Below are 24,461 nucleotides of genomic sequence, written 5' to 3' on the forward strand. Positions count from 1 at the left end.
GCTCCATCTTGAGCCGGCCGATCTCCTCATACAGCGGTGCCGTCACCTCCTCGGTGGTCGGCTCCTTGCGGCTCTGCCCGGCCTCGAACAGGTCCGGCAGGCCGTCGAGCAACTGCCGCTTCCACTGGCTGATCTGGGTCGGGTGAACCTGGTACTCCTGGGCGATCTCGCTGGCCGTCTTGTGGCCCTTGGCGGCCTCCAGGGCCACGCGGGCCTTGAGGTCGGCACTGAGTCGTTTGCCTCGTCCTCGGGACATGGGAAGGCTCCTCTGCTTGAGCCGAGGATAGCCTGCCAATCTTTACTTCTCACCTGGTCCGAAAATCGGGGTCCACTTCAGGTGACGAACAGGTACGCGAAGTCCGGGTCGGCGAAGACCTCCCTGATGAGCTGCTTGTACCCCGGTGTCGAAAGGCTCTCGACGAGCTCCAAGAGCCGGGTGAGGTTCTCCGGCTGGGGGATCTCCTCGGCCGGTAGCAGCTCGAGTGGTGAGCGGGGCAGAGGGGCGCTGCTCGGTGCCGGGATCACCAGGGGAGCCAGGTTGTCGTAACGGTCGTGGACCCACCGGATCCCGATCGTTTGGGGCTGGCCGTTTTCCGGCGTTACCGGCCAGTCCGCACAACGGGAGTAGAGCTCCGCGGTCCCGGTCACATCGGAGAGGCGGAGCCGATAGAAGCGCTCCCCGCAGTGCGCCAGGCCACTGGAGACCCTGTGCAGGCGATAAACGCCCCCATAGGGAGCATCGGGGCCAAGTTCGGGGGTCTCGAGGATCAGCTTCAGCTCGCTGATGGTCAGGCTCTCGAGCTGGTCGGCCTCGGAGGCGGCCGCGATCTGCGAAGGCCCACGCCCATGCAGTGCGGATGGATGGCCGGTGCTCGGGGAGAGGGTGTCAGTCGTCATGGCGCACCTCCGCTTCGGTGTCCTGGTGGGCGCTTTCGAGCTGGGCACGGAGCATGCGCTCCATGGCCGATCCATCCTGCCGGGTCAGGTTCGGGACGTAGCGCGAGTAGACCGTGAAGAGCATCTTGGTGTTGGAGTGGCCCATCTGGCGAGCGATCCACTCGGGGTTCTCACCGGCGGCCAGCCAGAGCGTGGCCGCGGTGTGCCGGGTCTGGTACGGATTCCGACGCCGGAGGCCCGCTCGCTTCAAAGCCGGATACCAGACCCGGTTGTTCACGTTCCGGTAGCGCAGGGGATACCCGTGCTTGGTGCAGAAGACGTAGCTGCTTAGGGTCCCTGTCGCGGCCCACTGCTCGTACAGTGCCTTCTCGACCATGCTCGACATCTGGATGCTCCGGCTGGAGCCGTCCGTTTTGGGATCTTCGGTCTCACCGGCGACCCGGGTTTCCCGGATCTGGATCTCCCGGCGTCGGAAGTCGACGTTGTGCCACTTGAGGCCGTCGATCTCGCTGGTACGCATGCCGGTAAAGAAGCGGACGATAAAGTAGGGCCGCCACTCCGTGGGCAGGACCTCGAGCAGTCGCTCCACCTCTTCCAGGGAGAAGGGATCGACCTCGGTCCGGCCCACTCGTAGCGGCTTGATGCCGCGGAAGGGCGTGTTAAAGTCGAATCGGTCAGCGGCTTCATCCAGGATCTGCTTAAGCAGATTCGTAACCTGGTTGACCCACGAAGGCGAGGGAGCCTTTCCGGTATCGGGCGCGACTTTGGCGAGCTGGGCCCGGTACTTGAGGACGTGGGACTTTTTGATGTCGCTGACCCCCTCTTCCCCGAATGAAGGTTTGAGGTAGCGGTCCAGGATGTCGCGCTGTTTGGCGCGGTAGGAACGCTTCCACATGACCTCGTTCTCCGCGAACCACTCCTCGGCAAACTCCGCGAAGGTCGGGCTCTCTATCCCAGAGTTTGAGACGAACCGCCCGGGTTCCCGATTCTCTGGCGCAGATTGCTGACTTTCTACAGCTAACTCCTTAGCCCGAGGGCTGTTGGGGAAGAAGGCCGCGTAGTCGAAGGTTCCCAACGTAATGGCGGCCTCGATCTGGTGCAGGACCTTCTCCATCCGCTTGCGGTTGGCTCGCGTGTCCTTGAGCGTCGTCCGCTCACGGCACCGTTTGCCTTGGTAGCGGAAGTCAAAGAAGAGGAGGCCGTTTCTTTCACGGATGCTACCCATGGCAGAACCCTCCTGCCGCCATCGGGATCCCATCCTGTTGCTGCTGTACCTCGTAAGGCGTGAGCATCAACTCCTCGATAGGCTCCCATAGGTACACGACACGCCGACCGCCGAAGGGGCGCAGGTAGTGGAGTCCTTCGATGAACTCCCGGTCCTTGAGGACCTCGGTGATGTAGCGGGCGCAGTACGGGATCCGTTCTGCGAGTTGTTCAGCCGAGAGGTATGTGTACTGGCTCATGACTTTTCCTCCTAACGCACGTTAACCGTACGCCACACATGTTAGCATAAGAGGTGTTCCTGTCAAGAACAGTGGTTAGGCTAATCGCATGCGTGAGGGTCTTGGTTTATAGTCGTGTGCTTGGACGAGGAGAGGCCAATGATCCGTTATCGCCTTAAGGAGCGCATCGCTGACCGAGAGTTCAGGGAAGGTCGGCACATCACTGTCAGCGAGATAGCTAAGGAGACCGGGGTAAACCGAACAACGCTATCGAAGATCGGCAATCAGCGTGGGTACAACACGACTACGGACGTCTTGGACAGACTCTGCAATTACTTCCAGTGCGGGATCGAGGACTTGGTCGAACACATCCCGGAACCTGGGCACACGGAAGATGCCCAGATTGAGTAGTGCTCATCCCCAGAATCAGGTTTCGCCGTCGGCAGGCTCAGGCGGGCACCCTGTGGGCACAGCTTGGGCACACGTCCCCGGCGCTCCTGACTGAGGCGCCTTTGGATGGGGGCCTGCAAGGGCATCCAGACGGAACGGTATTCGCGGGGTTGCTCCGAAAAACCTTATATATCAGGCGCCTGCGGAGGGGGTTTGACTCTGCCGGTCAAATCTCTACAATGCACACCTCAACGACAGGCGCGTAGCTCAGTTGGTTAGAGCACCACCTTGACATGGTGGGGGTCGTTGGTTCGAATCCAATCGCGCCTACCAGTTTATTGCAGCGCACTGGCCCCGCTCCCCGGCGGGGTTATTTGTTTGCGACGGCGGCCTGCGGGTCCTCCGCGGCCCGGCAGCGGCTCCTTCGCGCACCGCGGAGACGGAAGAAAGCCATGCCCACGATTACCCTCCCCGACGGCAGCCAGCGCGCCTTCGACCACCCGGTGACGATAGGCGAGGTGGCCGCGGATATCGGCGCCGGTCTGGCCAAGGCGGCGCTCGCCGGCAAGGTGGATGGCGAAGAGGTGGATACCGACTTCACCATCGACCATGACGCCGAGGTCGCCATCATTACCGACCGCGACCCGGAAGGGCTGGAGCTCATTCGCCACTCCACGGCGCACCTGCTCGCCCATGCGGTGAAGGAACTCTATCCCGACGCCCAGGTGACCATCGGCCCGGTCATCGACAACGGCTTCTACTACGACTTCGCCTTCGACCAGCACTTCACCCCCGAGGACCTCGAGAAGATCGAGGCGCGGATGAAGGAGCTGGCGGAGCAGGACATCCCGGTCCATCGCGAGGAGTGGGATCGCGCCGAGGCAGTACAGTTCTTCCGCGACCAGGGCGAGGAGTACAAGGCGCAGATCATCGAGGACCTGCCGGCGGACGAGGTCATCAGTATCTACCGCCAGGGCGACTTCCTGGACCTCTGCCGCGGCCCGCATGTGCCCTCCACTGGCAAGCTCGGCGCCTTCAAGCTCACCACCCTCGCTGGCGCCTACTGGCGCGGCGACCCGGCCAACGAGCAGCTCCAGCGCGTCTACGGCACCGCCTGGGGCAACAAGAAGGACCTCAAGGCCTACCTCAAGCGGCTGGAGGAGGCGGAGCGGCGCGATCACCGCCGTATCGGCCGCGAGCAGGGGCTCTTCCATACCCAGGAAGAGGCGCCGGGCATGGTCTTCTGGCACGATCACGGCTGGACCCTCTACCGCCAGGTGGAGGAGTATATCCGCACGACGCTGCGCCGCCACGGCTACCAGGAGATCAAGACCCCGACCATCATCGACCGGGCCCTGTGGGAGAAGTCGGGTCACTGGGAGAAGTTCGGTGACGACATGTTCACCACCCACTCGGAGCATCGCGAGTATGCGGTGAAGCCGATGAACTGCCCGGCCCACGTCCAGGTCTACAACCAGGGGCTGAAGAGCTACCGGGATCTCCCGCTGCGGCTGGCGGAGTTCGGCTCCTGCCACCGCAACGAGCCCTCGGGCACGCTCCACGGGCTCATGCGGGTGCGCGGCTTCACCCAGGACGATGCCCACATCTTCTGCACCGAGGACCAGATCCAGAGCGAGGTGCGGGACTTCATCGATCTGCTCTACCAGACCTACCGCGACTTCGGCTTCGACGAGGTGGAGGTGAAACTCTCCACCCGCCCGGAGAAGCGGGTGGGCTCAGACGCCGCCTGGGACAAGGCCGAGGAGGCCCTGGACCGGGCCCTCACCGGCGCCGGCCTGGAGTACGAGCTGCAGCCGGGCGAGGGCGCCTTCTACGGGCCGAAGATCGAGTTCTCCCTCACCGACTGCCTGGGCCGGGTCTGGCAGTGCGGCACCGTGCAGGTGGACTTCAACATGCCGGAGCGCCTCGGGGCCGAATACGTCACCGAGGAGAGCGACCGCGCAACGCCGGTGATGATCCACCGCGCCATCCTCGGCTCGGTGGAGCGCTTCATCGGCATCCTCATCGAGCACTACGCCGGCCACCTGCCGGCGTGGCTGGCGCCGGTCCAGGCGGCGGTGCTGACCATCACCGATCGCCACCACGATCATGCCCGCGAGGTGGAGAAGCGTCTCACCGATCAGGGTCTGCGTGTGGTCTCGGACTTGAGGAACGAGAAGATCGGCTATAAGATCCGCGAGCACACGCTCTTGCGGGTCCCCTACCTGCTGGTGGTCGGGGACCGAGAGGTCGAAAACGACGAGGTCGCGGTGCGGACCCGTTCGGGAACGGATCTCGGCAGCATGCCGGTAACGGCCTTTGCCGACCGCCTGAACGGGGAAATCCTGCGCCGTGACCGCGTCCTTCCGGAGGATTGAAGTATCGCCGCCGAAAAGCAGAAGAAGCCCCGCCTGAACGAAGGCATCAACATCCCCCAGGTCCGCCTGGTGGATGCCGAGGGTGAACAGAAGGGCGTCGTAGAGACGCGGGAAGCGCTAGCGCTGGCCGAAGAGGCCGGAATGGATCTGGTGGAGGTGGCCCCCGATGCCGACCCGCCGGTTTGCCGGATCATGGATTACGGCAAGTACATCTTCGACCAGAACAAGAAGCGCCAGGCGGCGAAGAAGAAGCAGAAACAGACCCAGATCAAGGAAGTGAAGTTCCGCCCGGGCACCGACGAGGGCGACTACAAGGTCAAGTTGCGCAACCTGACCCGCTTCCTGGAGCACGGCGACAAGGCCAAGGTGACCCTGCGTTTCCGCGGTCGCGAGATGGCGCACCAGGACCTGGGCAAGCAGCTGTTGGAGCGCGTCGCCGGGGATCTGGAAGAGATCGGTACCGTGGAGCAGATGCCGAAGATGGAAGGTCGGCAGATGGTCATGGTTATCGCGCCCCGCAAGAAGCAGTAGCGGGGCCGGGGGCGGTTCGCCGCCCCCTGGGGGTGTCCCGGGGTCCCGAAACCTGCCCGTAGCGGCAGTCCCCGGGCACTGGAGCAACGACGAGAGCGGAGCAATCCGACCATGCCCAAGATGAAGACGAACAGCGGCGCCGGCAAGCGGTTCACCCGCACCGGTTCCGGGCAGTTCAAGCGGCGCAAGTCGCATCGCAGCCATATCCTTACCAAGAAGGATACCAAGCGCAAGCGCCACCTGCGCGAGCCGGCGATGGTTCACGAGAACGATCAGCCGCTGCTCAAGCGCATGCTGCCGTACAAGTAGGGGAGGGACCGAGAAATGGCACGAGTCAAGCGCGGAGTGAACGCACGGGCGCGGCACAAGAAGGTCCTCTCCGAGGCGAAGGGCTATTACGGCCGGCGCAAGAATAATTACCGCAACGCCAAGCAGGCAGTCACCAAGGCGGCGCAGTACGCCTATCGTGACCGTCGGCAGAAGAAGCGGCAGTTCCGCAACCTCTGGATCGTCCGCATCAACGCGGCGGCCCGGGAGTGCGGCCTATCCTACAGCCGGCTGATGAACGGCCTGAAGAAGGCGGGTGTCGATATGGACCGCAAGGTCCTCGCCGACCTCGCGGTCCACGACCGCAACGCCTTCGCCGCCATCGCCGAGCAGGCGAAGGCCGGGCTGGCGCAGTAAGACGGCGGGGCCGGGCCCCGCGCCGTTATTGTCGAAGGGGAAGGTTGCGGCCTTCCCCTTTGTCGTTGGGACCTTCTCAAGGAGCGCGCAGTGGAGGAGATCGACCGCCTCGTCGCCGAGGCCGAAGCGGCCATCCGGGCCGCGACGGAGCTGGGGCGTCTGGACGAGCTGCGGGTGCACTACCTGGGCAAGAAGGGGGTCATTACCCAGCGCATGAAGACGCTGGGCGACCTCGCCCCGGAGGAGCGCCGCGCCGCCGGTCAGACCATCAATGCCGCCAAGGAGCGGGTCCAGGGCGAGGTGGAGAGCCGCCGCGCGACGCTGGAGAACGCCGCCCTGGAGGAGCGCCTGGCCGCCGAGGCGGTGGACGTTACCCAGCCCGGCCGAGGGGCCGGGGCGGGAGGCATCCATCCGGTGACCCGGACCCTGGAGCGCATCGAGGGGATCTTCGCCGGTATGGGCTTCGAGGCGGCCGAGGGGCCGGAGGTCGAGGATGACCACCACAACTTCGAGGCCCTCAACATCCCGCCCTCCCACCCGGCGCGGGCGATGCACGATACCTTCTACTTCGACGCCCACACGGTGCTGCGCACCCACACCTCCCCGGTGCAGATTCGCGTCATGGAGGGGCAGGAGCCCCCGGTTCGGGTCATCGCCCCCGGTCGGGTCTATCGCTGCGACTCCGATCTCACCCACACCCCCATGTTCCACCAGGTGGAAGGGCTCTACGTGGACGAGGGCGTGAGCTTCGCCGATTTGAAGGGGGTGCTGGATGCCTTCCTGCGTGCCTTCTTCGAGCGCGACCTGGCCACCCGCTTCCGGCCCTCCTATTTCCCCTTTACCGAACCCTCGGCGGAGGTGGATATCGAGTGTGTCCACTGCGACGGCGCTGGCTGCCGCGTCTGCAGCCACACCGGCTGGCTGGAGGTGCTGGGCTGCGGCATGGTCCACCCCAACGTGCTGGGGCAGGTGGGCGTGGATGCCGAGCGCTGGACCGGCTTCGCCTTCGGCATGGGCGTGGAGCGGCTGGCCATGCTGCGCTACGGCGTGGACGACCTGCGGGTCTTCTTTGAAAACGACCTGGGCGTGCTGGAGCAGTTCGCCCGGGAACGGGGCGGCGCCTAGCGCCGGGGGACGAGAACCACCATGCGAGTCAGCGAACACTGGTTGCGGGAGTGGGCGGACCCGGCGGTGGATACCGACGGGCTGACCCACCGGCTCACCATGGCCGGCCTGGAGGTGGACGCCGTGGAGCCGGTGGCCGGCGCCTTCAGCGGCGTCGTGGTCGGCCGGATCGAGGGCTGCGAGGCCCATCCGGAGGCGGACAAGCTCCAGGTCTGTACCGTCTCCGACGGTGCGGCGACCTTTCAGGTGGTCTGCGGTGCGGCCAATGCCCGCGCCGGCCTGGTCGCCCCCTTCGCCCGGGAGGGCGCGGTACTGCCCGATGGCACCACCATCCGGGCCACCAGGCTGCGCGGCGTGGAATCCCGCGGCATGCTCTGCTCCGCCACCGAGCTGGGGCTGGGCGAGGGGAGCGAGGGGCTACTGGAGCTGGGCGACGGGGCCGAAGTGGGCGCCGACCTGCGGGAATGGCTCGGCCTGGATGACACGGCCATCGAGATCGACCTGACGCCCAACCGTGGCGACTGCCTCTCGGTGCGCGGCCTGGCCCGCGAGGTGGGCGCGCTCTTCGATTGCGACGTCGCCGAGCCGGCGGTTCCGGACAATCTGGTGACCGGGGAGGCGGCCGGGGTCCGTGTGCTCGAGCCCGCCGCCTGCCCGCGCTACCTGGTCCGGCCGGTGCGCGGTATCGACCCCGCCACCCCCACGCCCACCTGGCTGAAGGAACGGCTGCGGCGCAGCGGCCTGCGCAGCCTGGGGCTGGTGGTGGATATCACCAACTACGTCCTCCTGGAGCTGGGCCAGCCCCTCCACGCCTTCGATGCCGACCGCCTCAATGGCGGCCTCCAGGTTCGCTTCGCGGAGGAGGGGGAATCGCTGACCCTGCTGGACGGGGCCGAGACGTCGCTGGCGGCGGACATGCTGGTCATCGCCGACGAGGCCGGCCCCACGGCCCTGGCCGGGATCATGGGCGGGGCGGGCTCCGCCGTGGACGAGTCCACCCGGAACATCGTGCTGGAGGCCGCCTTCTTCACCCCGGAGGCGATCCTCGGTCGTGCCCGCCGCCTGGGGCTGCATACCGATGCCTCCCACCGCTTCGAGCGCGGCGTGGACCCGGCGCTTCCCCGGCTGGCGCTGGAGCGGGCAACGGCCCTGCTGACGCAGCTGGCCGGTGGCGAGCCCGGCCCCATCACCGAGGTCACCGATACCGAGGCGCTGCCCAGGTGGGAGAACGTCCCCCTGCGGCACGAACGCCTCAATGCCCTGCTGGGGACGGACATCGATGCCGACACGGTCCTCAACGCCCTGCGCCGCCTGGGCATGCAGGAGAGCGAGCACCTGGACGGCTGGCGCGTGGTGCCGCCGAGCCACCGCTTCGACATCAGCGTGGAGGAGGATCTGGTGGAGGAGGTCGCCCGGGTAGTGGGCTACGACCAGCTCCCCGCCGCCCTCCCAGCCATGGAGGTGGCCGCCCCGCGCCAGCCCGAGGGGCGGCTGCCGGCCTCCCGGTTGCGTCGACTCATGGCGCACCGGGACTACCTGGAGGCGATCACCTACAGCTTCGTCGATGCCCGCCTGCAGCGCCGCCTGGAGCCCGGTCTGGAGCCGCTGGCCCTGGCCAATCCGCTCTCGGCGGAGATGGACGTCATGCGCACCAGCCTCTGGCCCGGCCTGCTTACCGCGGTCCAGCACAACCGGCACCGCCAGCGCAGCCGGGTCCGCCTCTTCGAACTGGGCCAGCGCTTCCGCCCCGAGGCGGACGGTCTCCAGCAGGAGAATGCCCTGGCCGCCGCCGCCATCGGTCCGCGCTGGCCCGAGCAGTGGGGTGCCGGCGGCGAGTCGGTGGATCTCTTTGACCTCAAGGGCGACCTGGAGGCGATCATCGGGGCCACCGGGGCCGCGGATGCCTTCACCTTCGAGGCGGACAGCCACCCGGCGCTGCACCCGGGGCAGAGCGCTCGCATCTACCGCGAAGGCGAGCCGGTGGGCTGGCTCGGCGCCCTGCATCCGGTCATTGCCGAGGAGCTGGACCTGGCCGAGCCGGTCTACCTGTTCGAGATCGCCGCCGAGGCGCTCACCGCGGTGCCGCTGCCGACCTATCGCACCCCGTCGCGCTACCCTGCGATCCGCCGGGACCTTGCGGTGGTCGTGGACGAGGCGGTGGCCGCTGCCGACGTCCTGGCGGTGGCCCGGGAGGCCGCTGGCGACTGGCTCCGGGATTCGCGCCTGTTTGATGTCTATCGCGGGAAAGGTATTGATTCCGGCCGAAAAAGTCTGGGGCTGGGCTTGACCCTGCAGGACGATTCGCGCACGCTTACCGACAGTGACGTCGAGGCGGTCACCGAGAATGTGGTCCAGGCGCTGAGTCAGCGCCTCGGCGCGACCCTGAGAGATTAAGGCGAAACCGATGGCACTGACCAAGGCCGCACTGGCGGAGAAGCTGTTCGAAGAACTGGGCCTGAACAAGCGCGAGGCCAAGGAGGTCGTGGAGGCCTTCTTCGAGGAGATCCGCGAGGCGCTGGAGAGCGGCGAGCAGGTGAAGCTCTCCGGGTTCGGGAACTTCGATCTCCGCGACAAGAAGCAGCGTCCGGGCCGCAATCCCAAGACCGGCGAGGAGATCCCGATCTCCGCGCGGCGGGTGGTGACCTTCCGTCCGGGCCAGAAGCTCAAGGCGCGAGTCGAGGCCTATGCTGGAACCGACGAATAACGACGAGCTGCCGGACATCCCGGCCAAGCGCTACTTCACCATCGGTGAGGTCGGCGAGCTCTGTCACGTCAAGCCCCACGTACTGCGCTACTGGGAGCAGGAGTTCCCCCAGCTCAACCCGGTCAAGCGCCGCGGTAATCGCCGCTACTACCAGCGCGAGGATGTCGTCCTCATCCGCCAGATCCGCAGCCTCCTCTACGAGGAGGGCTTCACCATCGGTGGCGCCCGCCAGCGCATGGAGAGCGAGCACGCCCGCGAGGACATCAACCACAGCCGCCAGATGGCGCGCCAGTTCCGCACCGAACTCGAGGATGTCCTGACCATCCTCCGTCGCTGACGGGGCTTGGCGAACGCCGGCGATTCGCGCTATCATGCGTAGCTGATTCGGGGCGTGGCGCAGTCTGGTAGCGCACCACACTGGGGGTGTGGGGGTCGTAGGTTCAAATCCTGCCGTCCCGACCAAATAATCAAGGACTTACGGCTGTCCCTAAAAAGCCGTTGCAAAAAATTGTCAAAATTTTTGCAAAAAACCTGGGCGCCATCAGCCGCCATGCGGCACCTCCACGGTGGTCCAGGTATGGCCTTCCAAGTAGGCTTCCGTCATGCGCTCCGAGGTGTGTCCTCGGAGCGTTTGTATTTGGCGGGTCGTCCAGCCGGACTCCTTCCGCAGATGCTCTCCCAAGCTCAGCAGTTCATGGAATGTCGGCCGCGCGGCGCGCGGTAGATGGCTGGCTACGCCGGCGGCATCCCGTGCTTCGGCGAATCCGTCGGAGATGGCCCGTGGGGTGAGCTGGAAGTGATGCTCCTTGTCCTGGGAGCGCACCATCCGCTGGGGGCGCTCGTGGACCAGGAAAGGGCATGCGATGTCGTCCCGACAGGACGAGATGATCTCCCCTAGGGTCCGGGCGCCGAGCTCGGAGTGGGCCACCGGGAGGTTCAACGGGATCCGCAGATACGCGGTCGGTCCGTGCTTCCGAGTCTTGCTCTGGATGATGTGCGCGTACTCCTGGCCGCTCTCCGGGTCCGTTCGCTGATCATCGAAGCGCCACTTCTGGATGTCCGCCCGGCGCTGGAGCGCGTTCAGGGAGAGCTCCATGGCGTGCTGGATGGCGGGGCGGGCCGCCTTGAATATCTTGCGGTACTCCTCAATCGAGAGTCGCTGGCGTACCTTCTTCGAGCGGTCCCGCTTGAGGATCCGTTCCGGCAGGTTCTCGGTGACCAGGCCGTCCGAAACAGCCTGGCGATAGACCATGACCAGGAGGGTCCGGTGGCGGTTGTGGGCCTCCGGGGAGGGCCGCTTCTGGAGGTAGTCGGCCAGCTGCTTCTGGGTCACGTTCTCGATTGGGAAGTGCCCCAGCTCTTCGGTGATGGCATCGAGGATCCAGCCGTAGTCGCGAAGCGTGTGCGGGCTCAAGGGCTCGCCTTTCACGCGGCGGGCCGGCAGGACCTCGTCCTTGAAGTAGCGGATGTAGTCGCCCAGGGTTCGACCGCCGCCGCGGACCTTCGCGACGAGGTCACTCCCGAGGCTCAGCAGCTCATTGAGCTGTCGAGCGGCCTCTACGGCTCGCTGACGGTCGCCTCCCATCCCATGCCACTTTCCGGTCTGCGGGTGGCGGTAGCGGTAGTAGGTCCGTCCTCCGGCCTTGGTAGGGTAGAGGTTGGGAGGCAGGGGGGCGTTCTGCCGGGACCGCCTACGCCCCATCGCTCATAACCTTCAGGACGAGATCGTTCTTCGCCTTCACGACCTGGCGTTCGGGGTCCACGTACCACTGCCCACCCAGCTGCTCGCCGTACAGGTCCCCACGGCGGATCCAGTTCTTCACCGTGTTCTGTGTCGGGACAGAGCCTTCAGCGAAGTAGCGTCGGCGGTATTCGGCAATCTTCATCAGGGCCATGTGAGTCTCCTTCAGCTTTCTGCAGCGTCCATGGTCTCGGCAGTGTCCTGGGTCTGGTGGCGACACAGGGGGCACCGGGAGGGTCCGCGCTGGGTCATCGAAAGGTAGTGCGTGCCGCCACAGTAGGGGCACTCGACGGCCATCAGCGCGCCGATCTCAGCATCTCGAACCAGCGCCCAGGTCTCCGTGATCGTCAGCTGGGGGTCCTCCCACGTCTGCTGGTGGTCACGGTAGGTCTCTAGGATCCGCCTGGCATCGAGCCGGAGGTTGCCGCCCCTGGTGCGATAGCGGGCAATGAAGTCAGTGGCCTCGCGGCGCCGGGCAGCGGAACGGAGGACCGAGCCGCCTGTAGGTAGCGGGCCCGGCGTGGGGCTGGTTCCGTGGACTTCACGCCACCACCGTCGGATCCGACGGGCCGAGATCCCTGTGTGAAGCTCGATGACCCCCGGCCGGAGGCCGGCACGGATCAGCTCAACCGCAAAGGTCACGTCTTCGATGGTCTCCATGGCTACTTTCCCTCCTGGGTGGTGCGGACTTCGTTGTCACGTTGAGCGCGCAGGCGTGCGGCAACGTGTTCGTACTCCTCGCCCGGACGGGCATGGGCCTCCAGGACGGATTCCGGAAAGCCGTGTCGGATCCGTTCGCCGCTGGCGCCGGGCGAGGTCATGGAGCTGCGCATTCGGTCGATCTGCTCTGCGTCACGCAGGATGGTGGACAGCCCATTGAAGACCTGGCCCTTGCTACTGTTTCCCATGTGAAACGGGGACTGGCTGCAGCCGGTGATGGCTTCGCAGAGCTGCGCTGGGGTGTAACCCCAGCCGAGGGCGCGCTGGATGCAGTACCGCCGCTTGGGATCCAGGACCGCATCCTGGGCGTCCATCACGGACTTCCAGTGCTCCCAGATTCGGATGATCGCTTCTTCTTCCTCCGTTTCACCCTGCACACACACACCCTTTGCGGCCTCGAACGAAGCCACCCCTTTCCCATCGCGCGTGCGCGTGCGCGCGTGTGTGTGTTCCGGATCTAATTCCGGATCTTCCGGATCAGGAGATCGGCCTACGGATCGGCCTAGGGCCGCCCCTTGGATCGGCCCAGCAGGGTTACGTCCCGTATGTCCTTGTTTTTCGGATTTGTTCTCCCCGTCCGACTGGATCGGCCTGACAGGGTTGCTGGATCGGCCTGTGGATCGGCCTATGGGCCGTTCGGCACGCCCTTTGTTAGTGCTAGCTAACAATGAGGCAAGGTCCTGATTCTCATCGAAATCAGCATGCGGAAGGTGAACGATCAGCCGGCGACCCTTAGGCTTCCGCTGGATGAGGCCGGCGCGTTCCAGGCGTTGAAGGGCACGCGCCACTTGGCCTTTGCTGGGACGCTCCGACTGCTCGCCTGGAAGAGGGGCGGCATCCAGGTCGTCGCGGATCCGGTCATAGGTGATCCGGTACTTGATGCCGACGTACCCATTGCGATAGTCCATCCGGGCCCGCAGCGAGAAGATGTACAGCGCGCGACACAGTACTGGCAGCGCACGCATACGGGTCATCTCCGCGCTGTTCAGCTTGATGGACGGAGACGACTGCCTCATGCCGCACCCTCGGCTGATTCAGACGAAATGACGCCGATGGGGAGATCGGAAGGCCAGATCCACGGTAAGCGATAGACGGGCATCGGCCGGCGCCGCACGACTTCGAGTAGGCCGTGTCGCTCCAGCTCATCCAGGGCGCGGCGTATCCGCTGACGACTGGCCCATTCCCCCCGGCGTTCCAGCTGCCACCCCATATCGACCTGCGCTGTCTCAATGGTCGCGGAGCCCGTGGCGCAGGCCTCTTCCCAGAGGATGAACAGGTACAGGGTTTGGGCGAGCATGCTGCACCGCCGCAGGCGTTCCCATTCGGTATCGGTGAGAACCCGCATATCGCCCCCTACACTTCTTCCAGGTCGGTCCGCGGGGACCGGAAGGCGATGTTGATCCCGTACTCGTCATACCGCTCGGGGAACAGCTCCTGGGGCTGCATGCCAAGGTGACCGGCCAAGGCCACCTCCACTCGGCGAGAGGGCGTGAGAAGGGCCTTATAGGTCGCCTGCGGAGAGATTCCGAGTTCCGACGCCACGTCGGCCAGGGTGAGGCCCTGGTCGGCGAGTTGCTGACGGATCCAAGCTCGGCGGAGGTGGGGATCGGTCAGGATGTCCTTATGCGGAAGGTTGTCGGCCATTGCTACTCCCTGTCTGTAATGTGCCTTGAGAGCCGCAGAAAACGTACCAGAAAATGGTTTTCCCGCAACGTTCAAAAAGTTCACTATGGTTTCTGTTAGTTACATCCAGATACATTCAGATTGCCGACCAAGCCGTTACACTGGAGGCGGTTTACAGGACCTATTAACAGCACCGGGAGGCGCAGATGGAGGACTTCGGGCCGGAGCTTGAAGACGCGACTGTAAAGAAGGGATTCGCTGAGCGGATGAAGCAGATCGTCCGGGATTACGGTGGCGTGCGGCCGTTTGCGCGCGAGTTGGGCTATTCGGTGTCGGCAGTGCAGAACTGGACCAACGAGATCGCGACGCCCAATGTCCAGCGCCTTCGCATGATCGCCCGCCTGGCTGGGGTGAGGCTGGAGTGGCTGGTGACCGGTGAAGGCGAACGTTACGACCCGCGGGCACTACCGGATGATCCGCGTGCAGCTACGGCACTGTTCCGGCCGCCCCTGCTTTCCCAGGTCGTGTTTCCGCCCGAGCGCCAATTGCCAACGATTCAGGCGCCTGAACTGCCCTACTGGCCTGAGGTGTCTTCTTGGAGCCTCATGCAACGTTCGGTGGATCCGCACTCGGTTGCGTTGCTTGCCGTTCCTGGCGAGGAAATGGAACCGACGTTGGAAATCGGTGATTTGGTCCTGGTGGACACCTCGGACGAGAGTCAGCGGTCCGGGATCTGGTGTGCGTTGGACCCGGATGGCCATCCTTGTCTTCTGCGGCTGCGATGGGTCCCGGGCGAGGAGCGTCCGCGGTTCAGCCAGGACAAACTGGGTGAGCTGGACGTTCAGGATGCCGAAACCGCTGCCGGTAGCCTGTGTGGTCGAGTTGTGACTGTGTGGCGGGAAGAGGCGATCTGACCGTAAAAGTGACTCTCGAATGTCACGATTAGGTGTCGCTCGAAGGGCTTTCCCCCAATAGACTGCATTGCCATGGATGGGCAATGGCGTAGATTTGCGTACAGTGGTGTCCTCGCGCTGGCGTTTCCTGTCGCCTGTGCGGCGGGCGAGGACGATGTCTTCAGCCGCGCCGCGTCCGCCCATGACAATGTCTCCCCGGCATTGCTCTATGCCGTGGCCCTGCAGGAATCGCGGCGCCCCCTTGATGGCGGTCTGGCCGCTCCGTGGCCCTGGACACTGAACTCTCCCGCCCGCGGTCCGCAGTACTTCCCCACCCGTCAAAAGGCCGAGCAGGCCCTTCGCGAACTCCTCTCCGCAGATCCCGAAGCCAACGTAGACATCGGGCTCCTCCAAATCTCCTGGCGTTGGCACAGCGACCGAGTGGACAACGCCGCGGAGCTTCTAGACCCGGAGGTTTCGGCGCGGGTGGGAGCCGCCATTCTTTCGGAGGCGCTGCGTTCCACCGACGAGGTTCTGCTGGGACTGGGGCGGTATCACCACTGGCAGAACCCGTGGGTGTCACGGCGTTACGGCGCCGAGGTCCTCTCCCTCCAACGCCGACTTCCCGGAGAATTGTTCGATGATGGATGACGAGCATCTCCCTCGTGAACGCGCCCTGGCGGAGGTCAAGGAGCTGAACCGGCGGTATCTCCTGTTGGTGCGCGCGCTCTACGATGTCTCGCCGGCGGAGGCCGCTGCGCGGACCGGGTTGCCGCAGGCCATTTGCGAGAAGATCGCGGGACTGACTACCGAGCAGATCGATCTGCTGGCAAGCCCGGATGTGGTGTCCATTCGGGACCGCCTTGGGGCGAAGTATTGGGAGAAGGCGATTCAGGATCTCCAGGACGGGCGGCGATTGGCGCTTCGGCAAGCACAGGCAGTCCTGGTGAGTTCGACGGGAGATCGGCGATGAGTCGGAGGCAAGATCGGGGCGCTGGCGCCTGGCTTCGCTGGACTTACCGCACCTGGGAGCCTCTAAGGCAAACCCAGAACCTGATCATCCGTGGCCTGCGGCCCCAGGTGGTAGCCGAAATCACCGGCATCCAGTACACCCTCTGCCAGGAGCTGAGACGTGAGCTCCTCCCGAATGGACCGGTCATTCGTTCGACCATTCCCAGCGGCATCGAGTCTCGGGCGATGCGATCTGAGCAGGCGTACCGCGCGGGATCGGTGTTCGTGGTGGCCTATCTGAATGCGGCTGGAGCGCAACAAGCGGCGCGCAGTTTCCAGGTTGAGGCATGGTGTGCGGCCTTCGATCTCAGTCAGCAGGTGTGCGAACGGTTGGGGTGGACGCCCTTGCCGGCCGACTATGCCTACGTGATCGCCCGTGAGATGACCAATCCGGAGGAGCTGGTCTACGAGTGGTGCAACATCTGCGGTGCTCCGTTCTATCGGAACCACTGGATTAAGGGGCGATGCCCCTTTTGCCGGGAGCTGGAAGAGAAACCATCCCCTCACAAGACCCAACCCTCTACCGAAAACTCCCCTCGTCTGCACGCAATAGGGCCCATTTGACCCCCCATTGCTGACAAAGAATCGCCGGCCTCTCAGGTAGCGTGATGGTAGTTGTCCAGCCATCGGGCTACCTATGCGCGCACGACTCACCCCCCTGATCTCCATATTCTTCGTCGCGGCAGGTCTGCCTGCAGCAGCAGTGGCCGAGGGGTTCCTGGAGCGTCACAGCGAAGGGTGGTTTTGGTACGAGGATCCGCCGGCTGAAGAGGCAGCGCCCGAGGAAGAACCCAGGCGGGAGCCACCGCCGGTGCCGAAGGCAGAGGCCTCTGACCCCGAAGAAGTCCCCATGGCCGAGCGTCCTTTCGGCACGGCCTGGATCAAGGCCGAGATCGAGAAGGCCACCCGGGCGGCCATCGACAACCCCACCGACGAGAACATAGAGCGGTACATACTGCTCAACCGCATGGCACGAGCGAAAGGAAACCGGTTCGCGGAGCGGGTGCGCGAGTTCGCTGCCAAGGACCCCACTCTTGATGGGATCGACATGGTGGAAGCGAATGCGGCCCGCCAAGACCGCCGGGAGTACGCACAGGATCAGCGTGCCGCGGTACTGAAAGAGCTGAGCAAGGACATCGGGCTGTTCTTCGTCCACGAGCAGGGGCCGTTTGCGCGCCTTCAGTCCCGGACGATGGAACGCATGAAAGCTCTGTACGGCACGGAAGTATTGGAGGTTTCCACGGCTGGGGCCATTTCCCGCCACCTGGACTTCAAGCGCGCCGACTTTCAAGCCGCCTTTTCCTTGGAAGGGGAGGGGCCGTGGATTCTGGCTGTCCATAAGCCAACCGAGGCTGTGGAGCTAATCGCTGCGGGCCCCCAGGCCATGAGCCAGATGGAAAAGACTTTCGTTTACTCAGCCAGTGCCCATGGTTGGCTGGACCCCGAGCGGATGCGGGCCGCCTTGGGCATGAACGACCCCATTGATCCGCTTCTGAAGCACGCTGACCGAATCAACCGAGGCGCTGCACCTGGCGCTACTGAGTCCAGTGAGGACCCAGTGGAAGCCCTCCTGAATGCGCGAGAAGACCAAATGGACTACCCCGGGAGCCTGCAATGAAGAAAAGGACGATCGCCATCGCCTGCTCACTTGCCTTCATCGGGCCGGCGCCTGCCCTGGCCGGTGGCGCCTTGGAAGACTTGGCCGACAAGATTGAAGACCGTTGGTCAGATGGAATCGAATATGCCCAAGAGGGGCATAAGTGGGCAAATTCGGCGCGCACCGGATACATCGGACCGAACTACAGCTGGCGTGCACCGGAGGGCCCGAATCACAACCTCATCGACTTCGAGCCCCCCTCTCTTCAGGCTGACTGTAATGGCGTTGATTTCCATGCGGGCGCCTTTTCTATTATCAGTGGCTCTGAGTTGCGCGAACAGCTGTCAGCGATGGCTGGCCCCCAAATCGTAACGCATGCACTTGGCGTCGCGCTCGATATTATGAGCCCAACCATTGCGGCGGAGATGAAGCGTATCCAGAACGTAATCAATAAGTGGAACGAGTGGGCTAAAGATGACTGTGCACTCGCAGAAAGCCTGGTAAGTGAAGAAAGCATGAGGGCTTCCAGTTTTGGAAAGACGCTGGAAGAAAAAGGGAAAATGGTCGGCAACCATGTTGGAGCAGCGGCCGATTGGGCGGAAGGCGCGACGGAAGATATAACTGGGAAGGATTTGAGTGAGGAAGAGAAGGAAGAGGCTGAACTTGAGATGAACGTCACCTGGAAGGCTCTCAAGGAGGCAGGGCTCGACGGGTTTGCAGTCTTCTCTGGCCTAGACCCGGATGAATCCATGGAACTCATCCAGAGCATGGTGGGGACAATAATCCTCAAATACGACGATGATTCGGGGGAGCCCATTAACCCTGCCCCGAACTTTCAGCCGACCATTGGGCCAAAAGAGATTTTTAACGGGATACCGGAAGGCTCGGGAACGCAGCTAATCAAGTGTGACGATGATGATGCTTGCATGGAGCCAGAGGCTGAGGAGTATTCAGACGAAGTGCAGTCTCTGGTCGGCGTCTTCAGGGAGGCCATTTTCGAAGAAGGTGATGATGGCGGAATTTATGAACGTTTCCGGGATTTTGATGCACCGGAGCTAAGCGATAAGCAAAGAGCGGTGATGCGGATGTCCCGAGGCCAGATGGCGCAAAGTGTCAAGATGATGTCGAGTGACGGCAATCCGCCCTTGGATGGCGCTATTGATTACTGGTCCAAGCGCCTTGCTTACGTCGCTCTGTACAACGAAATAACTCGACTGGAGCGGATTGTTTCAGAGGCTTTGCAAAATAAGAAGGGAGCTGCGGATATATTCCAGGATGAGTATGCACCGCGGTTCGAGAAGATCCGGGATGAGCTGGCGATGCTTGAGGAGGAAATCAAGAAATCTGCGGACGATATAGAGATCCTCAATGAAGTGCGAATCGCCTCTCATGGCGCTCGCGGCAGACAACTCATCTCCGCAGTCGAGCAGGCGCAGTAGCTATGGGTCCCGAATGGACAATCTATGCGGCCGGCGACGGGGATTTCCTCTGGTGGGTTCTCCGTGGGGTAGCCATGATTACCGGCGACGGGTCCTGGGACTCCATGGTGGCGGTGGGTTTCTTTCTGGGGATCCTGTGGGTCATTCTTAAGGGGCTCATTGATGGAGCCCGAGAGATCGAGGTGCAGTCGATTGTCAGCGCGTGGCTGCTGTTCAGCGTCTTGTTCGGCACGACCTCAAGCGTACTGATCGAGGACACCCAAAGTGGCGCGTTAGCGAAGGGCGGAACCCCAATCGAGGAGGTCCCCCTGGGGGTGGCTGCGGCCGGAGGAATTATCTCGACGATAGGGAAGACGATCACTGATCTCTTCGAACAGGTCTACACCATGCCCGGCCAGGCGGACTTTATGACCGTGGGTGATCAGGGCTTCGGGGGTACCCTGGAGACCATGATGCGGCTCCGGGGGCTGGAGAGTCTTGCGTACCAGCAGGACAGCACGGGCTTTCTGGAGTCCGCTAAGACCTATGTAGCCGAGTGCGTTACCCATGGCATGAATATCGTGAACGCCCCCCTTGAGCGGACCGAGATCCTGAACGCGGAGAACCCGCTGTCGGCGATGCGTTTTGATTCCGATGTCTACTGGACGACCTCCTATATCGGCGAGCACGTCGGCATGCCGTCGGGGTGTGTGCAGATCGACGACAAGACTTACGACTGCAGCTGCGCCGATGCCCATGACGCACTACTGGACTTCGCGGCAACCTACAAGAACTCCTCGGACCTCAATACGCTCGTCAGTGGTGCGGTAGCCGGTCGTGGGCAGAATCCAGGTAATCTGGGGGCGGAGAATGCAATCGAGGCTCTCCTGTCGTCCACGGCGGACCACAACCAGTACATCGTGAACCGCGTGCTCAAGGGGGCCATCCAGGAAGGCGAGATGATGGCTGCTGCGTCCAACGGCGACATGGCGGCGATGAGCATGCTGGAAACGGCTCGGGCGCAGCGGGATACGGCCTGGGCGCTGGAGGACAGCATGTTCCGGCAGGTGGTCGTTCCCCTGATGACCTTCCTGGAGTCCGCGATGTATGCGGTCACGCCCATCGTGGCGCTGATGATCGTTCTGGGGAGCTCGGGCTTCCAGATGTTGGTGAAGTACCTCGGGTTCGTCGGCTGGACGCAGCTGTGGCTCCCGGTGTTGGCCATCATCAACTTCTTCGCGCAGTGGGCGACTAGTCGGGCGATCAGCAACACCATCGACGCCATGGGGCCGGATGTGTCGCCGGTCTCCCTGAACGGTATCGGGATCATCGAGTCGGAGCTGCAGCACTGGCTAGGAGTAGCCGGCATGCTGGGGGCGGCTACGCCGGTCATCACGCTGATGCTGATCACCGGCTCCACCATGGCGGCCACACGCCTGACGGGCCAGTTCGAGACCTCCAGCGGCAATGTGGCGCAGGACCAGACCAGTGCCCCCGTCGATGTCAGTCCAGGGCAGGTGGCCCACGGGAGCAACGGCCTCAAGGCGGGGGATCACGGATGGTCGGAGTTTTACGACCAGTCGGCCGATGGCCGTCTTGGCTCCCTTACCCTCGGCGCTTCTGCCGCGCAGCAGGCGCAGCAGATGGAGACGGCGGCGGCCGGTTGGGAGCAGGCTTACGCCCAGAATGTCAGCAGCTCGGTGGCGGAGGACCAGACCTTCCAGCAGTCGTGGGGCAGCGTCAGCAGTGCCAGCGATGTCGAGTCCTCGAATCTCGGAGTGGCGGACCAGAAGGCGTGGAGCCATGCCGAGGCTCTCGCGGAAAAGAACGATTGGTCGGCTGAGGAGACGCGAGCGTTTGCGGCCTCGCTATCCGGTGGAGCCTCCACGCCGAATGTTTCTCCCGTTGATATGGCGGCTAAGCTGGAAGCAAGCTCCTCCGAAAACTTCAAGGTTAGCGACAGCGTGCAGGCCGAGCTGAAAAACACCACTACCGAAAGCGGTACGCTGTCGAGTGAGTACAGCGATGTCCAGTCGGCGTCGGAAGTGGACTCGCAGGAAGACCGTGGCACCGCGAGCGTGGTGGACAGCGCCAAGGAGGAGCATTCCGAGCAGCTACGTATGGCGGAGTCCTACAGGGAGCAAGCCGAAGAAGCTGAGACATGGGGTGAGAATTACGGCCTGAACCGCGAGATGCAGATGGCGGAGGCCAGGACGCAGATTGCCAACGACAGCGGCTCTGCCGAGAAGTACCGGGACTGGCAGTCCGAGCGCCTGGAAAACCTGGGACGCGAAGACGAGGCCGCGGCGGTGCAGGAGATGTCTGGGACGGAGCTGGCCGACCATTTCACCCAGACTGCCCTGGGTGGGCCGGAGGCTGGAGAGAACCCGACCCAGTTCTACCAGGGGCTGGCGCATTCACTCGACCAGCAGGGAGCCTACGGGAACCCCTACCAAGAGGACGGTGGTTTCGAGGGTGCCCCGACGGCTCCCTCCCTGGATGCTCCCGGTATGACAACCGGGGACGGCACTTCCGCTTCCGACATTGAAGGTAAGGTTGATGGGCCCGAGGCGGATAAGGGTGATGGCCGTTCCGGGCAGCAGGGTATGCAGCGCGAGGTGGGCTCCGAGCCCGCCGACCGGGATGTACGGCACTCTGAAGGCGAGGAGCGGGAGCTCTTCCTGCCGGCGGCCAATACCTTTGGTATGGAGTTCGCCGCTTTTGGTCCGGGAGGTGAACTCAACGCACAGGAGCAAGGCGCCGAGAAGGGCCAGGAACTCAACAACGAGACCGCTCAGGCGGCCGACGCGGCGGAGATGGCCCGGGAAGGGGCCGGTGGGGTGTACGACGTGGTAGATAACGCCGTGGAGGGAGTCCTGGAGCCCCACTATGGCGCTGGAGCCCCGGGAATCGGAGACAATCCTCAGACCACCTCTGACACCGCTGCCAACGCCATTACCGGGACCGGGAATGCGCTCACTGGTGGTCTCTATGGTGAGGCGGTAGAGGCAGCATCAGAGGCGACAAGCACAATCTCTGGTTGGTTTGGCGGCGGTGAGCCGCAGCAGGGCGGGGGTGATTCAGGTCGGAATTAGTCGTCGTCTAGGGTGCTAATCACGGTCCGGTACTTCGGACCATGTGCCCCTCCTGCGCGGTTTAGTGGGTGGCCAGCTTCAAAGAGCGTGGGCGGCCGGCCGCCCCTCTTTTCTTCGGCAATCACCTCACACCCCAAACGGTAGTCGGCTGCAACCTGCTTGAGGCCGCGCTTGGTGAAAAGGGACTTGAGACGCGCCATCAGCTCCTCGGCTGGCGTGGGGTGGGCCCGCTTGTAGGTCTCAGGCACCTGGGTGCGAAGTAGCTTGCTCAGCATGTTCCGTCCTCCTGTCCCTTAGAAGATGAAGCCGAATTGCAGGGTAGCGGAGCTGTAGTCGTCCATCACCCCGCCATCGAGTCGCGTGTAGCCGAGGCTCAGGCGGTAGCCCATGATCCGTTCTCCATTGATGGGTAGGTTCGCAATGGGCCCCGGGTCTTCCCTGTACCACTCCTTGAAGATTTCGGCTCGCTGCCAGCGGTCCGAGGGGCCTTCCTGCCATTCAATATGCCGAGTGGAGTAGTGGACCCCCCAACCGCTTCGTAGCACGGCATCCATTCGGACCCCAGCAGACGGGCTCCAGCCTTCGCTCTCGGGTAGCCCGATCTCTTCCGGCTCCGGGTCATCGAAGTCTTCGCGGCCCACCAGGGCGCGGTCCGCGATTCCTACGTCCGCAGAGACGATGAGGCCCGCGCTGGGGGAGTAGGTCCACGGGATGAAGCCCATCCAGGTCGTGTCCACAGCCCACTCTTCCCGGTCCTTTCCATTCGGCCCATCCCCAGGTGGCGAATGGTCGTAGGCGGCCTCGATGTACACGCCGACATCCCAGGGGCGGTCCACACCTTCCGGGCGGGGGTAGATCCGCAGCTCCATCGGCACCAGGGCCAGGAAGTGCCCGCTGCGCAGATGGTCGGCCTCATGGGTCCAGGCGTACTTCCGGGGATCCAGCGGCTCGATTCGCCGCACATCCCGCATGGTCTTCTGGACATCGGCCAGAAGCTCCCGGATCTGGCGCCGGTCGCCCCGGAGGTAGGTCGCGGACACGGTGACCGTGTGCATCGAGCCCCGACGGGAGTAGTTCAGCTCCTCGTAGTCGTAGAGGTACACCGGGCTCTCGGTCCGGGTCTCGTATTCCTCCACTTCCCCATTCCCGGTGCGGACCGTGGTGGTGATCCCGATTTTCTCCGCCTTGAAGGCGCCCTGGCGCAACGCTTTCTCCGTTGCTGAACGCTTCGACGTGGCGGTGGCCGTGGCCTTGAAGGTCTTGCCCTCCTCGATACCGCCGCCAGGGATCAGGGAGGCGCAGCCGGCATTGAGCAGGGTGATGGTGGCAAGGAGTAGTTGCAGGGTACGCATGGGTCGCGTCTCCATCCTTGGGCCGGCGCCCTTGGCAACGGTCGGGCGCCGGTGTTGCTCGCTTCGCTCAGAGATCCTTCAGGGCCTGGGATGGCTTGAACTTGGCGGACCGCTTCGCCGGGATGGTGACCGCCTCGCCGGTCTGCGGGTTGCGGCCCTGGCGCTCGGCCCGCTCGGTCACCTCGAAGGTGCCGAAGCCCTGGAAGTTGATGCTCTTGTCGTCCTGGAGCGCCTGGGCAACCTCCTGAAGGAGGGCATCGCTCACCTTCTCGGCCTGGGCCTTCGGCACGCCGGCCCGCTCGGCGACAGCGGCCATCAGATCGGCCTTTTTGAGCTTCTCGGTCATGGGTTACCTCAACGTTGCTGTGGACATTTAACGGCCAAGCCGTGGCATCACTATGCCGCAGAACGGAGATGGGGCAAGTCGGGAGAAGGGAGGGCCGGCCGGGCACCGGCCCCGGGAGGAGGGAGGGGCTAGTCGGGGATGGCTGCCATGATGGTGCGGATCTTCGCCATCGAGGCGCACCGCTTGCCGGCGTCCAGGTTCTCCTTGTGGCGAAGGAACAGGGAGACATCCCGGCGAGGGATATTGTTGCGGTCGGCGAACCGGCTGATGGTGTCGTCGGTCTGGTCCAGGTGTCGCTGGAGCTTGTCCACGGCTCGAAGGATGGCGGCCAGCGGGATCTCGTCCGTACTTCCCCTGGCCGGGGTCGGGGCCGGTTGGGCCTGGACGGCTGTTGAACCGACGACGGCCGGTCGCGCCCCGTGATCCGACGCCTGTTCCACCTGTTCCGTTGCCGGCTGTTCCATCGGTGCGGCGAGGTGTTCCATCCGTTCCGCCGCCGGCTGTTCCATCGGCT

At 64.1% G+C, this 24,461-nt stretch carries 30 protein-coding genes, 2 tRNA genes and 1 pseudogene; 18 read left to right on the plus strand and 15 right to left on the minus strand.

Going from position 1 to position 24,461, the window contains the following annotated elements:
* The 4 genes from BM272_RS00005 to BM272_RS00020 all read right to left on the minus strand — a co-directional run.
* Nucleotides 1-256 (minus strand): helix-turn-helix domain-containing protein (locus BM272_RS00005; protein ID WP_143613055.1); only part of this gene is annotated, 256 nt, incomplete at its 3' end.
* 77 nt (nucleotides 257-333) lie between these two features.
* Nucleotides 334-897 (minus strand): hypothetical protein, encoded by a 564-nt coding sequence (locus BM272_RS00010; protein ID WP_093426710.1) that lies wholly within the window; start codon nucleotides 895-897, stop codon nucleotides 334-336.
* Nucleotides 887-2,122 (minus strand): Arm DNA-binding domain-containing protein, encoded by a 1,236-nt coding sequence (locus tag BM272_RS00015; RefSeq protein ID WP_093426711.1) that lies wholly within the window; start codon nucleotides 2,120-2,122, stop codon nucleotides 887-889. Before BM272_RS00015 ends, BM272_RS00010 begins: the two co-directional genes overlap by 11 nt.
* Nucleotides 2,115-2,360: a hypothetical protein gene (locus BM272_RS00020; RefSeq protein WP_093426712.1), complete on the minus strand. Its 246-nt coding sequence runs from the start codon at nucleotides 2,358-2,360 to the stop codon at nucleotides 2,115-2,117. The genes BM272_RS00015 and BM272_RS00020 overlap by 8 nt, the downstream gene beginning before the upstream one ends.
* Before the next feature lie 138 nt (nucleotides 2,361-2,498).
* Here BM272_RS00020 and BM272_RS00025 point away from each other — a divergent pair, with 138 nt between their 5' ends.
* The 11 genes from BM272_RS00025 to BM272_RS00075 all read left to right on the plus strand — a co-directional run bounded on the left by BM272_RS00025 (nucleotide 2,499) and on the right by BM272_RS00075 (nucleotide 10,613).
* The gene (locus BM272_RS00025; protein ID WP_093426713.1) at nucleotides 2,499-2,750 is read left to right on the plus strand and encodes a helix-turn-helix domain-containing protein; all 252 of its coding nucleotides are present in this window, start codon (nucleotides 2,499-2,501) and stop codon (nucleotides 2,748-2,750) included.
* A 235-nt stretch (nucleotides 2,751-2,985) separates the two neighbouring features.
* Nucleotides 2,986-3,062, plus strand: a tRNA-Val gene (locus BM272_RS00030).
* Between the two features lie 119 nt (nucleotides 3,063-3,181).
* Nucleotides 3,182-5,107: a threonine--tRNA ligase gene (gene thrS / locus BM272_RS00035; protein ID WP_093426714.1), complete on the plus strand. Its 1,926-nt coding sequence runs from the start codon at nucleotides 3,182-3,184 to the stop codon at nucleotides 5,105-5,107.
* 3 nt (nucleotides 5,108-5,110) lie between these two features.
* Nucleotides 5,111-5,638: a translation initiation factor IF-3 gene (gene infC / locus BM272_RS00040; RefSeq protein WP_205407739.1), complete on the plus strand. Its 528-nt coding sequence runs from the start codon at nucleotides 5,111-5,113 to the stop codon at nucleotides 5,636-5,638.
* Nucleotides 5,639-5,749: 111 nt separating this feature from the next.
* A complete protein-coding gene (gene rpmI / locus BM272_RS00045) occupies nucleotides 5,750-5,947 on the plus strand; it encodes a 50S ribosomal protein L35 (RefSeq protein ID WP_093426716.1) in 198 nt (65 codons plus the stop codon).
* A gap of 15 nt (nucleotides 5,948-5,962) precedes the next feature.
* Nucleotides 5,963-6,322, plus strand: a complete 360-nt coding sequence (rplT, locus tag BM272_RS00050; protein ID WP_093426717.1) for a 50S ribosomal protein L20 — start codon at nucleotides 5,963-5,965, stop codon at nucleotides 6,320-6,322.
* A 90-nt stretch (nucleotides 6,323-6,412) separates the two neighbouring features.
* The gene (gene pheS, locus BM272_RS00055; protein WP_093426718.1) at nucleotides 6,413-7,447 is read left to right on the plus strand and encodes a phenylalanine--tRNA ligase subunit alpha; all 1,035 of its coding nucleotides are present in this window, start codon (nucleotides 6,413-6,415) and stop codon (nucleotides 7,445-7,447) included.
* Between the two features lie 21 nt (nucleotides 7,448-7,468).
* Complete coding sequence (gene pheT / locus BM272_RS00060) at nucleotides 7,469-9,841, plus strand: phenylalanine--tRNA ligase subunit beta (protein WP_093426719.1); 2,373 nt, start codon at nucleotides 7,469-7,471, stop codon at nucleotides 9,839-9,841.
* Nucleotides 9,842-9,851: 10 nt separating this feature from the next.
* Entirely contained in the window at nucleotides 9,852-10,151 is a 300-nt protein-coding gene (gene ihfA / locus BM272_RS00065; protein WP_093426720.1) for an integration host factor subunit alpha, read from the plus strand.
* Nucleotides 10,132-10,488, plus strand: coding sequence for a MerR family transcriptional regulator (locus tag BM272_RS00070; protein WP_093426721.1), 357 nt, complete (start codon nucleotides 10,132-10,134; stop codon nucleotides 10,486-10,488). Before ihfA ends, BM272_RS00070 begins: the two co-directional genes overlap by 20 nt.
* 48 nt (nucleotides 10,489-10,536) lie before the next feature.
* Nucleotides 10,537-10,613 (plus strand) — tRNA-Pro (locus tag BM272_RS00075).
* Nucleotides 10,614-10,692: 79 nt separating this feature from the next.
* On the opposite strand, the gene BM272_RS00080 is transcribed toward BM272_RS00075, so the two are convergent.
* From BM272_RS00080 to BM272_RS00105, 7 genes and pseudogenes are all read right to left on the minus strand, one after another.
* Nucleotides 10,693-11,736 carry a tyrosine-type recombinase/integrase gene (locus tag BM272_RS00080; protein ID WP_240307958.1) on the minus strand — a complete coding sequence of 348 codons (1,044 nt, stop codon included), beginning with the start codon at nucleotides 11,734-11,736 and terminating at the stop codon, nucleotides 10,693-10,695.
* A 9-nt stretch (nucleotides 11,737-11,745) separates the two neighbouring features.
* Nucleotides 11,746-11,853 (minus strand): annotated as a pseudogene (locus tag BM272_RS14260) (phage integrase Arm DNA-binding domain-containing protein); the annotation flags it as partial.
* Nucleotides 11,843-12,046, minus strand: coding sequence for a hypothetical protein (locus tag BM272_RS00085; RefSeq protein ID WP_093426723.1), 204 nt, complete (start codon nucleotides 12,044-12,046; stop codon nucleotides 11,843-11,845). The gene BM272_RS00085 and the pseudogene BM272_RS14260, both read right to left, overlap by 11 nt.
* 11 nt (nucleotides 12,047-12,057) lie before the next feature.
* Entirely contained in the window at nucleotides 12,058-12,552 is a 495-nt protein-coding gene (locus tag BM272_RS00090) for a FlhC family transcriptional regulator (RefSeq protein ID WP_093426724.1), read from the minus strand.
* 2 nt (nucleotides 12,553-12,554) lie between these two features.
* On the minus strand, nucleotides 12,555-13,628 hold the full coding sequence (locus BM272_RS13420) for a helix-turn-helix domain-containing protein (RefSeq protein WP_143613057.1): 1,074 nt from the start codon (nucleotides 13,626-13,628) through the stop codon (nucleotides 12,555-12,557).
* Nucleotides 13,625-13,957, minus strand: a complete 333-nt coding sequence (locus tag BM272_RS00100; protein WP_093426726.1) for a hypothetical protein — start codon at nucleotides 13,955-13,957, stop codon at nucleotides 13,625-13,627. Before BM272_RS00100 ends, BM272_RS13420 begins: the two co-directional genes overlap by 4 nt.
* An 8-nt stretch (nucleotides 13,958-13,965) precedes the next feature.
* A complete protein-coding gene (locus BM272_RS00105) occupies nucleotides 13,966-14,256 on the minus strand; it encodes a helix-turn-helix domain-containing protein (RefSeq protein ID WP_093426727.1) in 291 nt (96 codons plus the stop codon).
* Between the two features lie 185 nt (nucleotides 14,257-14,441).
* Between BM272_RS00105 and BM272_RS00110 the strand changes: the two genes are divergently transcribed.
* From BM272_RS00110 to BM272_RS00140, 7 genes are all read left to right on the plus strand, one after another.
* A complete protein-coding gene (locus tag BM272_RS00110) occupies nucleotides 14,442-15,149 on the plus strand; it encodes a helix-turn-helix domain-containing protein (protein WP_093426728.1) in 708 nt (235 codons plus the stop codon).
* A 72-nt stretch (nucleotides 15,150-15,221) separates the two neighbouring features.
* Entirely contained in the window at nucleotides 15,222-15,779 is a 558-nt protein-coding gene (locus BM272_RS00115) for a lysozyme family protein (protein ID WP_093426729.1), read from the plus strand.
* On the plus strand, nucleotides 15,769-16,101 hold the full coding sequence (locus tag BM272_RS00120) for a flagellar transcriptional regulator FlhD (RefSeq protein ID WP_093426730.1): 333 nt from the start codon (nucleotides 15,769-15,771) through the stop codon (nucleotides 16,099-16,101). The genes BM272_RS00115 and BM272_RS00120 overlap by 11 nt, the downstream gene beginning before the upstream one ends.
* Nucleotides 16,098-16,703: a hypothetical protein gene (locus tag BM272_RS00125; RefSeq protein ID WP_093426731.1), complete on the plus strand. Its 606-nt coding sequence runs from the start codon at nucleotides 16,098-16,100 to the stop codon at nucleotides 16,701-16,703. The genes BM272_RS00120 and BM272_RS00125 overlap by 4 nt, the downstream gene beginning before the upstream one ends.
* Nucleotides 16,704-16,776: 73 nt before the next feature.
* Entirely contained in the window at nucleotides 16,777-17,757 is a 981-nt protein-coding gene (gene traF / locus BM272_RS00130) for a conjugal transfer protein TraF (RefSeq protein WP_093426732.1), read from the plus strand.
* A complete protein-coding gene (locus BM272_RS00135) occupies nucleotides 17,754-19,175 on the plus strand; it encodes a conjugal transfer protein TraH (protein ID WP_093426733.1) in 1,422 nt (473 codons plus the stop codon). Before traF ends, BM272_RS00135 begins: the two co-directional genes overlap by 4 nt.
* A 2-nt stretch (nucleotides 19,176-19,177) precedes the next feature.
* Nucleotides 19,178-22,249: a conjugal transfer protein TraG N-terminal domain-containing protein gene (locus tag BM272_RS00140; protein ID WP_093426734.1), complete on the plus strand. Its 3,072-nt coding sequence runs from the start codon at nucleotides 19,178-19,180 to the stop codon at nucleotides 22,247-22,249.
* Here the strand turns inward: BM272_RS00140 and BM272_RS00145 are convergent.
* From BM272_RS00145 to BM272_RS00160, 4 genes are all read right to left on the minus strand, one after another.
* Nucleotides 22,246-22,524, minus strand: coding sequence for a hypothetical protein (locus BM272_RS00145; protein ID WP_093426735.1), 279 nt, complete (start codon nucleotides 22,522-22,524; stop codon nucleotides 22,246-22,248). The genes BM272_RS00140 and BM272_RS00145 overlap by 4 nt on opposite strands.
* Before the next feature lie 18 nt (nucleotides 22,525-22,542).
* A complete protein-coding gene (locus tag BM272_RS00150) occupies nucleotides 22,543-23,601 on the minus strand; it encodes a hypothetical protein (protein WP_093426736.1) in 1,059 nt (352 codons plus the stop codon).
* A 67-nt stretch (nucleotides 23,602-23,668) separates the two neighbouring features.
* Entirely contained in the window at nucleotides 23,669-23,947 is a 279-nt protein-coding gene (locus BM272_RS00155; RefSeq protein WP_093426737.1) for an HU family DNA-binding protein, read from the minus strand.
* Between the two features lie 128 nt (nucleotides 23,948-24,075).
* On the minus strand, nucleotides 24,076-24,461 hold a 386-nt coding region (locus tag BM272_RS00160; RefSeq protein ID WP_205407711.1), incomplete at its 5' end, for a hypothetical protein.

The organism is Thiohalospira halophila DSM 15071 (genome assembly GCF_900112605.1).
GTDB lineage: Bacteria > Pseudomonadota > Gammaproteobacteria > Thiohalospirales > Thiohalospiraceae > Thiohalospira > Thiohalospira halophila.

What these genes read in the sequence shown, in the direction of transcription:
- BM272_RS00085 (WP_093426723.1), bottom strand. Translation starts at nt 12,046, where the DNA reads ATGGCCCTGATGAAGATTGCCGAATACCGCCGACGCTACTTCGCTGAA.
- pheT (WP_093426719.1), top strand. Translation starts at nt 7,469, where the DNA reads ATGCGAGTCAGCGAACACTGGTTGCGGGAGTGGGCGGACCCGGCGGTG.
- BM272_RS00120 (WP_093426730.1), top strand. Translation starts at nt 15,769, where the DNA reads ATGATGGATGACGAGCATCTCCCTCGTGAACGCGCCCTGGCGGAGGTC.
- BM272_RS00115 (WP_093426729.1), top strand. Translation starts at nt 15,222, where the DNA reads ATGGATGGGCAATGGCGTAGATTTGCGTACAGTGGTGTCCTCGCGCTG.
- BM272_RS00090 (WP_093426724.1), bottom strand. Translation starts at nt 12,552, where the DNA reads ATGGAGACCATCGAAGACGTGACCTTTGCGGTTGAGCTGATCCGTGCC.
- BM272_RS00105 (WP_093426727.1), bottom strand. Translation starts at nt 14,256, where the DNA reads ATGGCCGACAACCTTCCGCATAAGGACATCCTGACCGATCCCCACCTC.
- BM272_RS00025 (WP_093426713.1), top strand. Translation starts at nt 2,499, where the DNA reads ATGATCCGTTATCGCCTTAAGGAGCGCATCGCTGACCGAGAGTTCAGG.
- ihfA (WP_093426720.1), top strand. Translation starts at nt 9,852, where the DNA reads ATGGCACTGACCAAGGCCGCACTGGCGGAGAAGCTGTTCGAAGAACTG.
- BM272_RS00155 (WP_093426737.1), bottom strand. Translation starts at nt 23,947, where the DNA reads ATGACCGAGAAGCTCAAAAAGGCCGATCTGATGGCCGCTGTCGCCGAG.
- BM272_RS00020 (WP_093426712.1), bottom strand. Translation starts at nt 2,360, where the DNA reads ATGAGCCAGTACACATACCTCTCGGCTGAACAACTCGCAGAACGGATC.
- rplT (WP_093426717.1), top strand. Translation starts at nt 5,963, where the DNA reads ATGGCACGAGTCAAGCGCGGAGTGAACGCACGGGCGCGGCACAAGAAG.
- BM272_RS00140 (WP_093426734.1), top strand. Translation starts at nt 19,178, where the DNA reads ATGGGTCCCGAATGGACAATCTATGCGGCCGGCGACGGGGATTTCCTC.
- BM272_RS00080 (WP_240307958.1), bottom strand. Translation starts at nt 11,736, where the DNA reads ATGGGAGGCGACCGTCAGCGAGCCGTAGAGGCCGCTCGACAGCTCAAT.
- BM272_RS00100 (WP_093426726.1), bottom strand. Translation starts at nt 13,957, where the DNA reads ATGCGGGTTCTCACCGATACCGAATGGGAACGCCTGCGGCGGTGCAGC.
- BM272_RS00110 (WP_093426728.1), top strand. Translation starts at nt 14,442, where the DNA reads ATGGAGGACTTCGGGCCGGAGCTTGAAGACGCGACTGTAAAGAAGGGA.
- BM272_RS00145 (WP_093426735.1), bottom strand. Translation starts at nt 22,524, where the DNA reads ATGCTGAGCAAGCTACTTCGCACCCAGGTGCCTGAGACCTACAAGCGG.
- thrS (WP_093426714.1), top strand. Translation starts at nt 3,182, where the DNA reads ATGCCCACGATTACCCTCCCCGACGGCAGCCAGCGCGCCTTCGACCAC.
- traF (WP_093426732.1), top strand. Translation starts at nt 16,777, where the DNA reads ATGCGCGCACGACTCACCCCCCTGATCTCCATATTCTTCGTCGCGGCA.
- BM272_RS00150 (WP_093426736.1), bottom strand. Translation starts at nt 23,601, where the DNA reads ATGCGTACCCTGCAACTACTCCTTGCCACCATCACCCTGCTCAATGCC.
- BM272_RS00125 (WP_093426731.1), top strand. Translation starts at nt 16,098, where the DNA reads ATGAGTCGGAGGCAAGATCGGGGCGCTGGCGCCTGGCTTCGCTGGACT.
- BM272_RS00135 (WP_093426733.1), top strand. Translation starts at nt 17,754, where the DNA reads ATGAAGAAAAGGACGATCGCCATCGCCTGCTCACTTGCCTTCATCGGG.
- BM272_RS00010 (WP_093426710.1), bottom strand. Translation starts at nt 897, where the DNA reads ATGACGACTGACACCCTCTCCCCGAGCACCGGCCATCCATCCGCACTG.
- BM272_RS00015 (WP_093426711.1), bottom strand. Translation starts at nt 2,122, where the DNA reads ATGGGTAGCATCCGTGAAAGAAACGGCCTCCTCTTCTTTGACTTCCGC.
- rpmI (WP_093426716.1), top strand. Translation starts at nt 5,750, where the DNA reads ATGCCCAAGATGAAGACGAACAGCGGCGCCGGCAAGCGGTTCACCCGC.
- BM272_RS13420 (WP_143613057.1), bottom strand. Translation starts at nt 13,628, where the DNA reads ATGAGGCAGTCGTCTCCGTCCATCAAGCTGAACAGCGCGGAGATGACC.
- BM272_RS00070 (WP_093426721.1), top strand. Translation starts at nt 10,132, where the DNA reads ATGCTGGAACCGACGAATAACGACGAGCTGCCGGACATCCCGGCCAAG.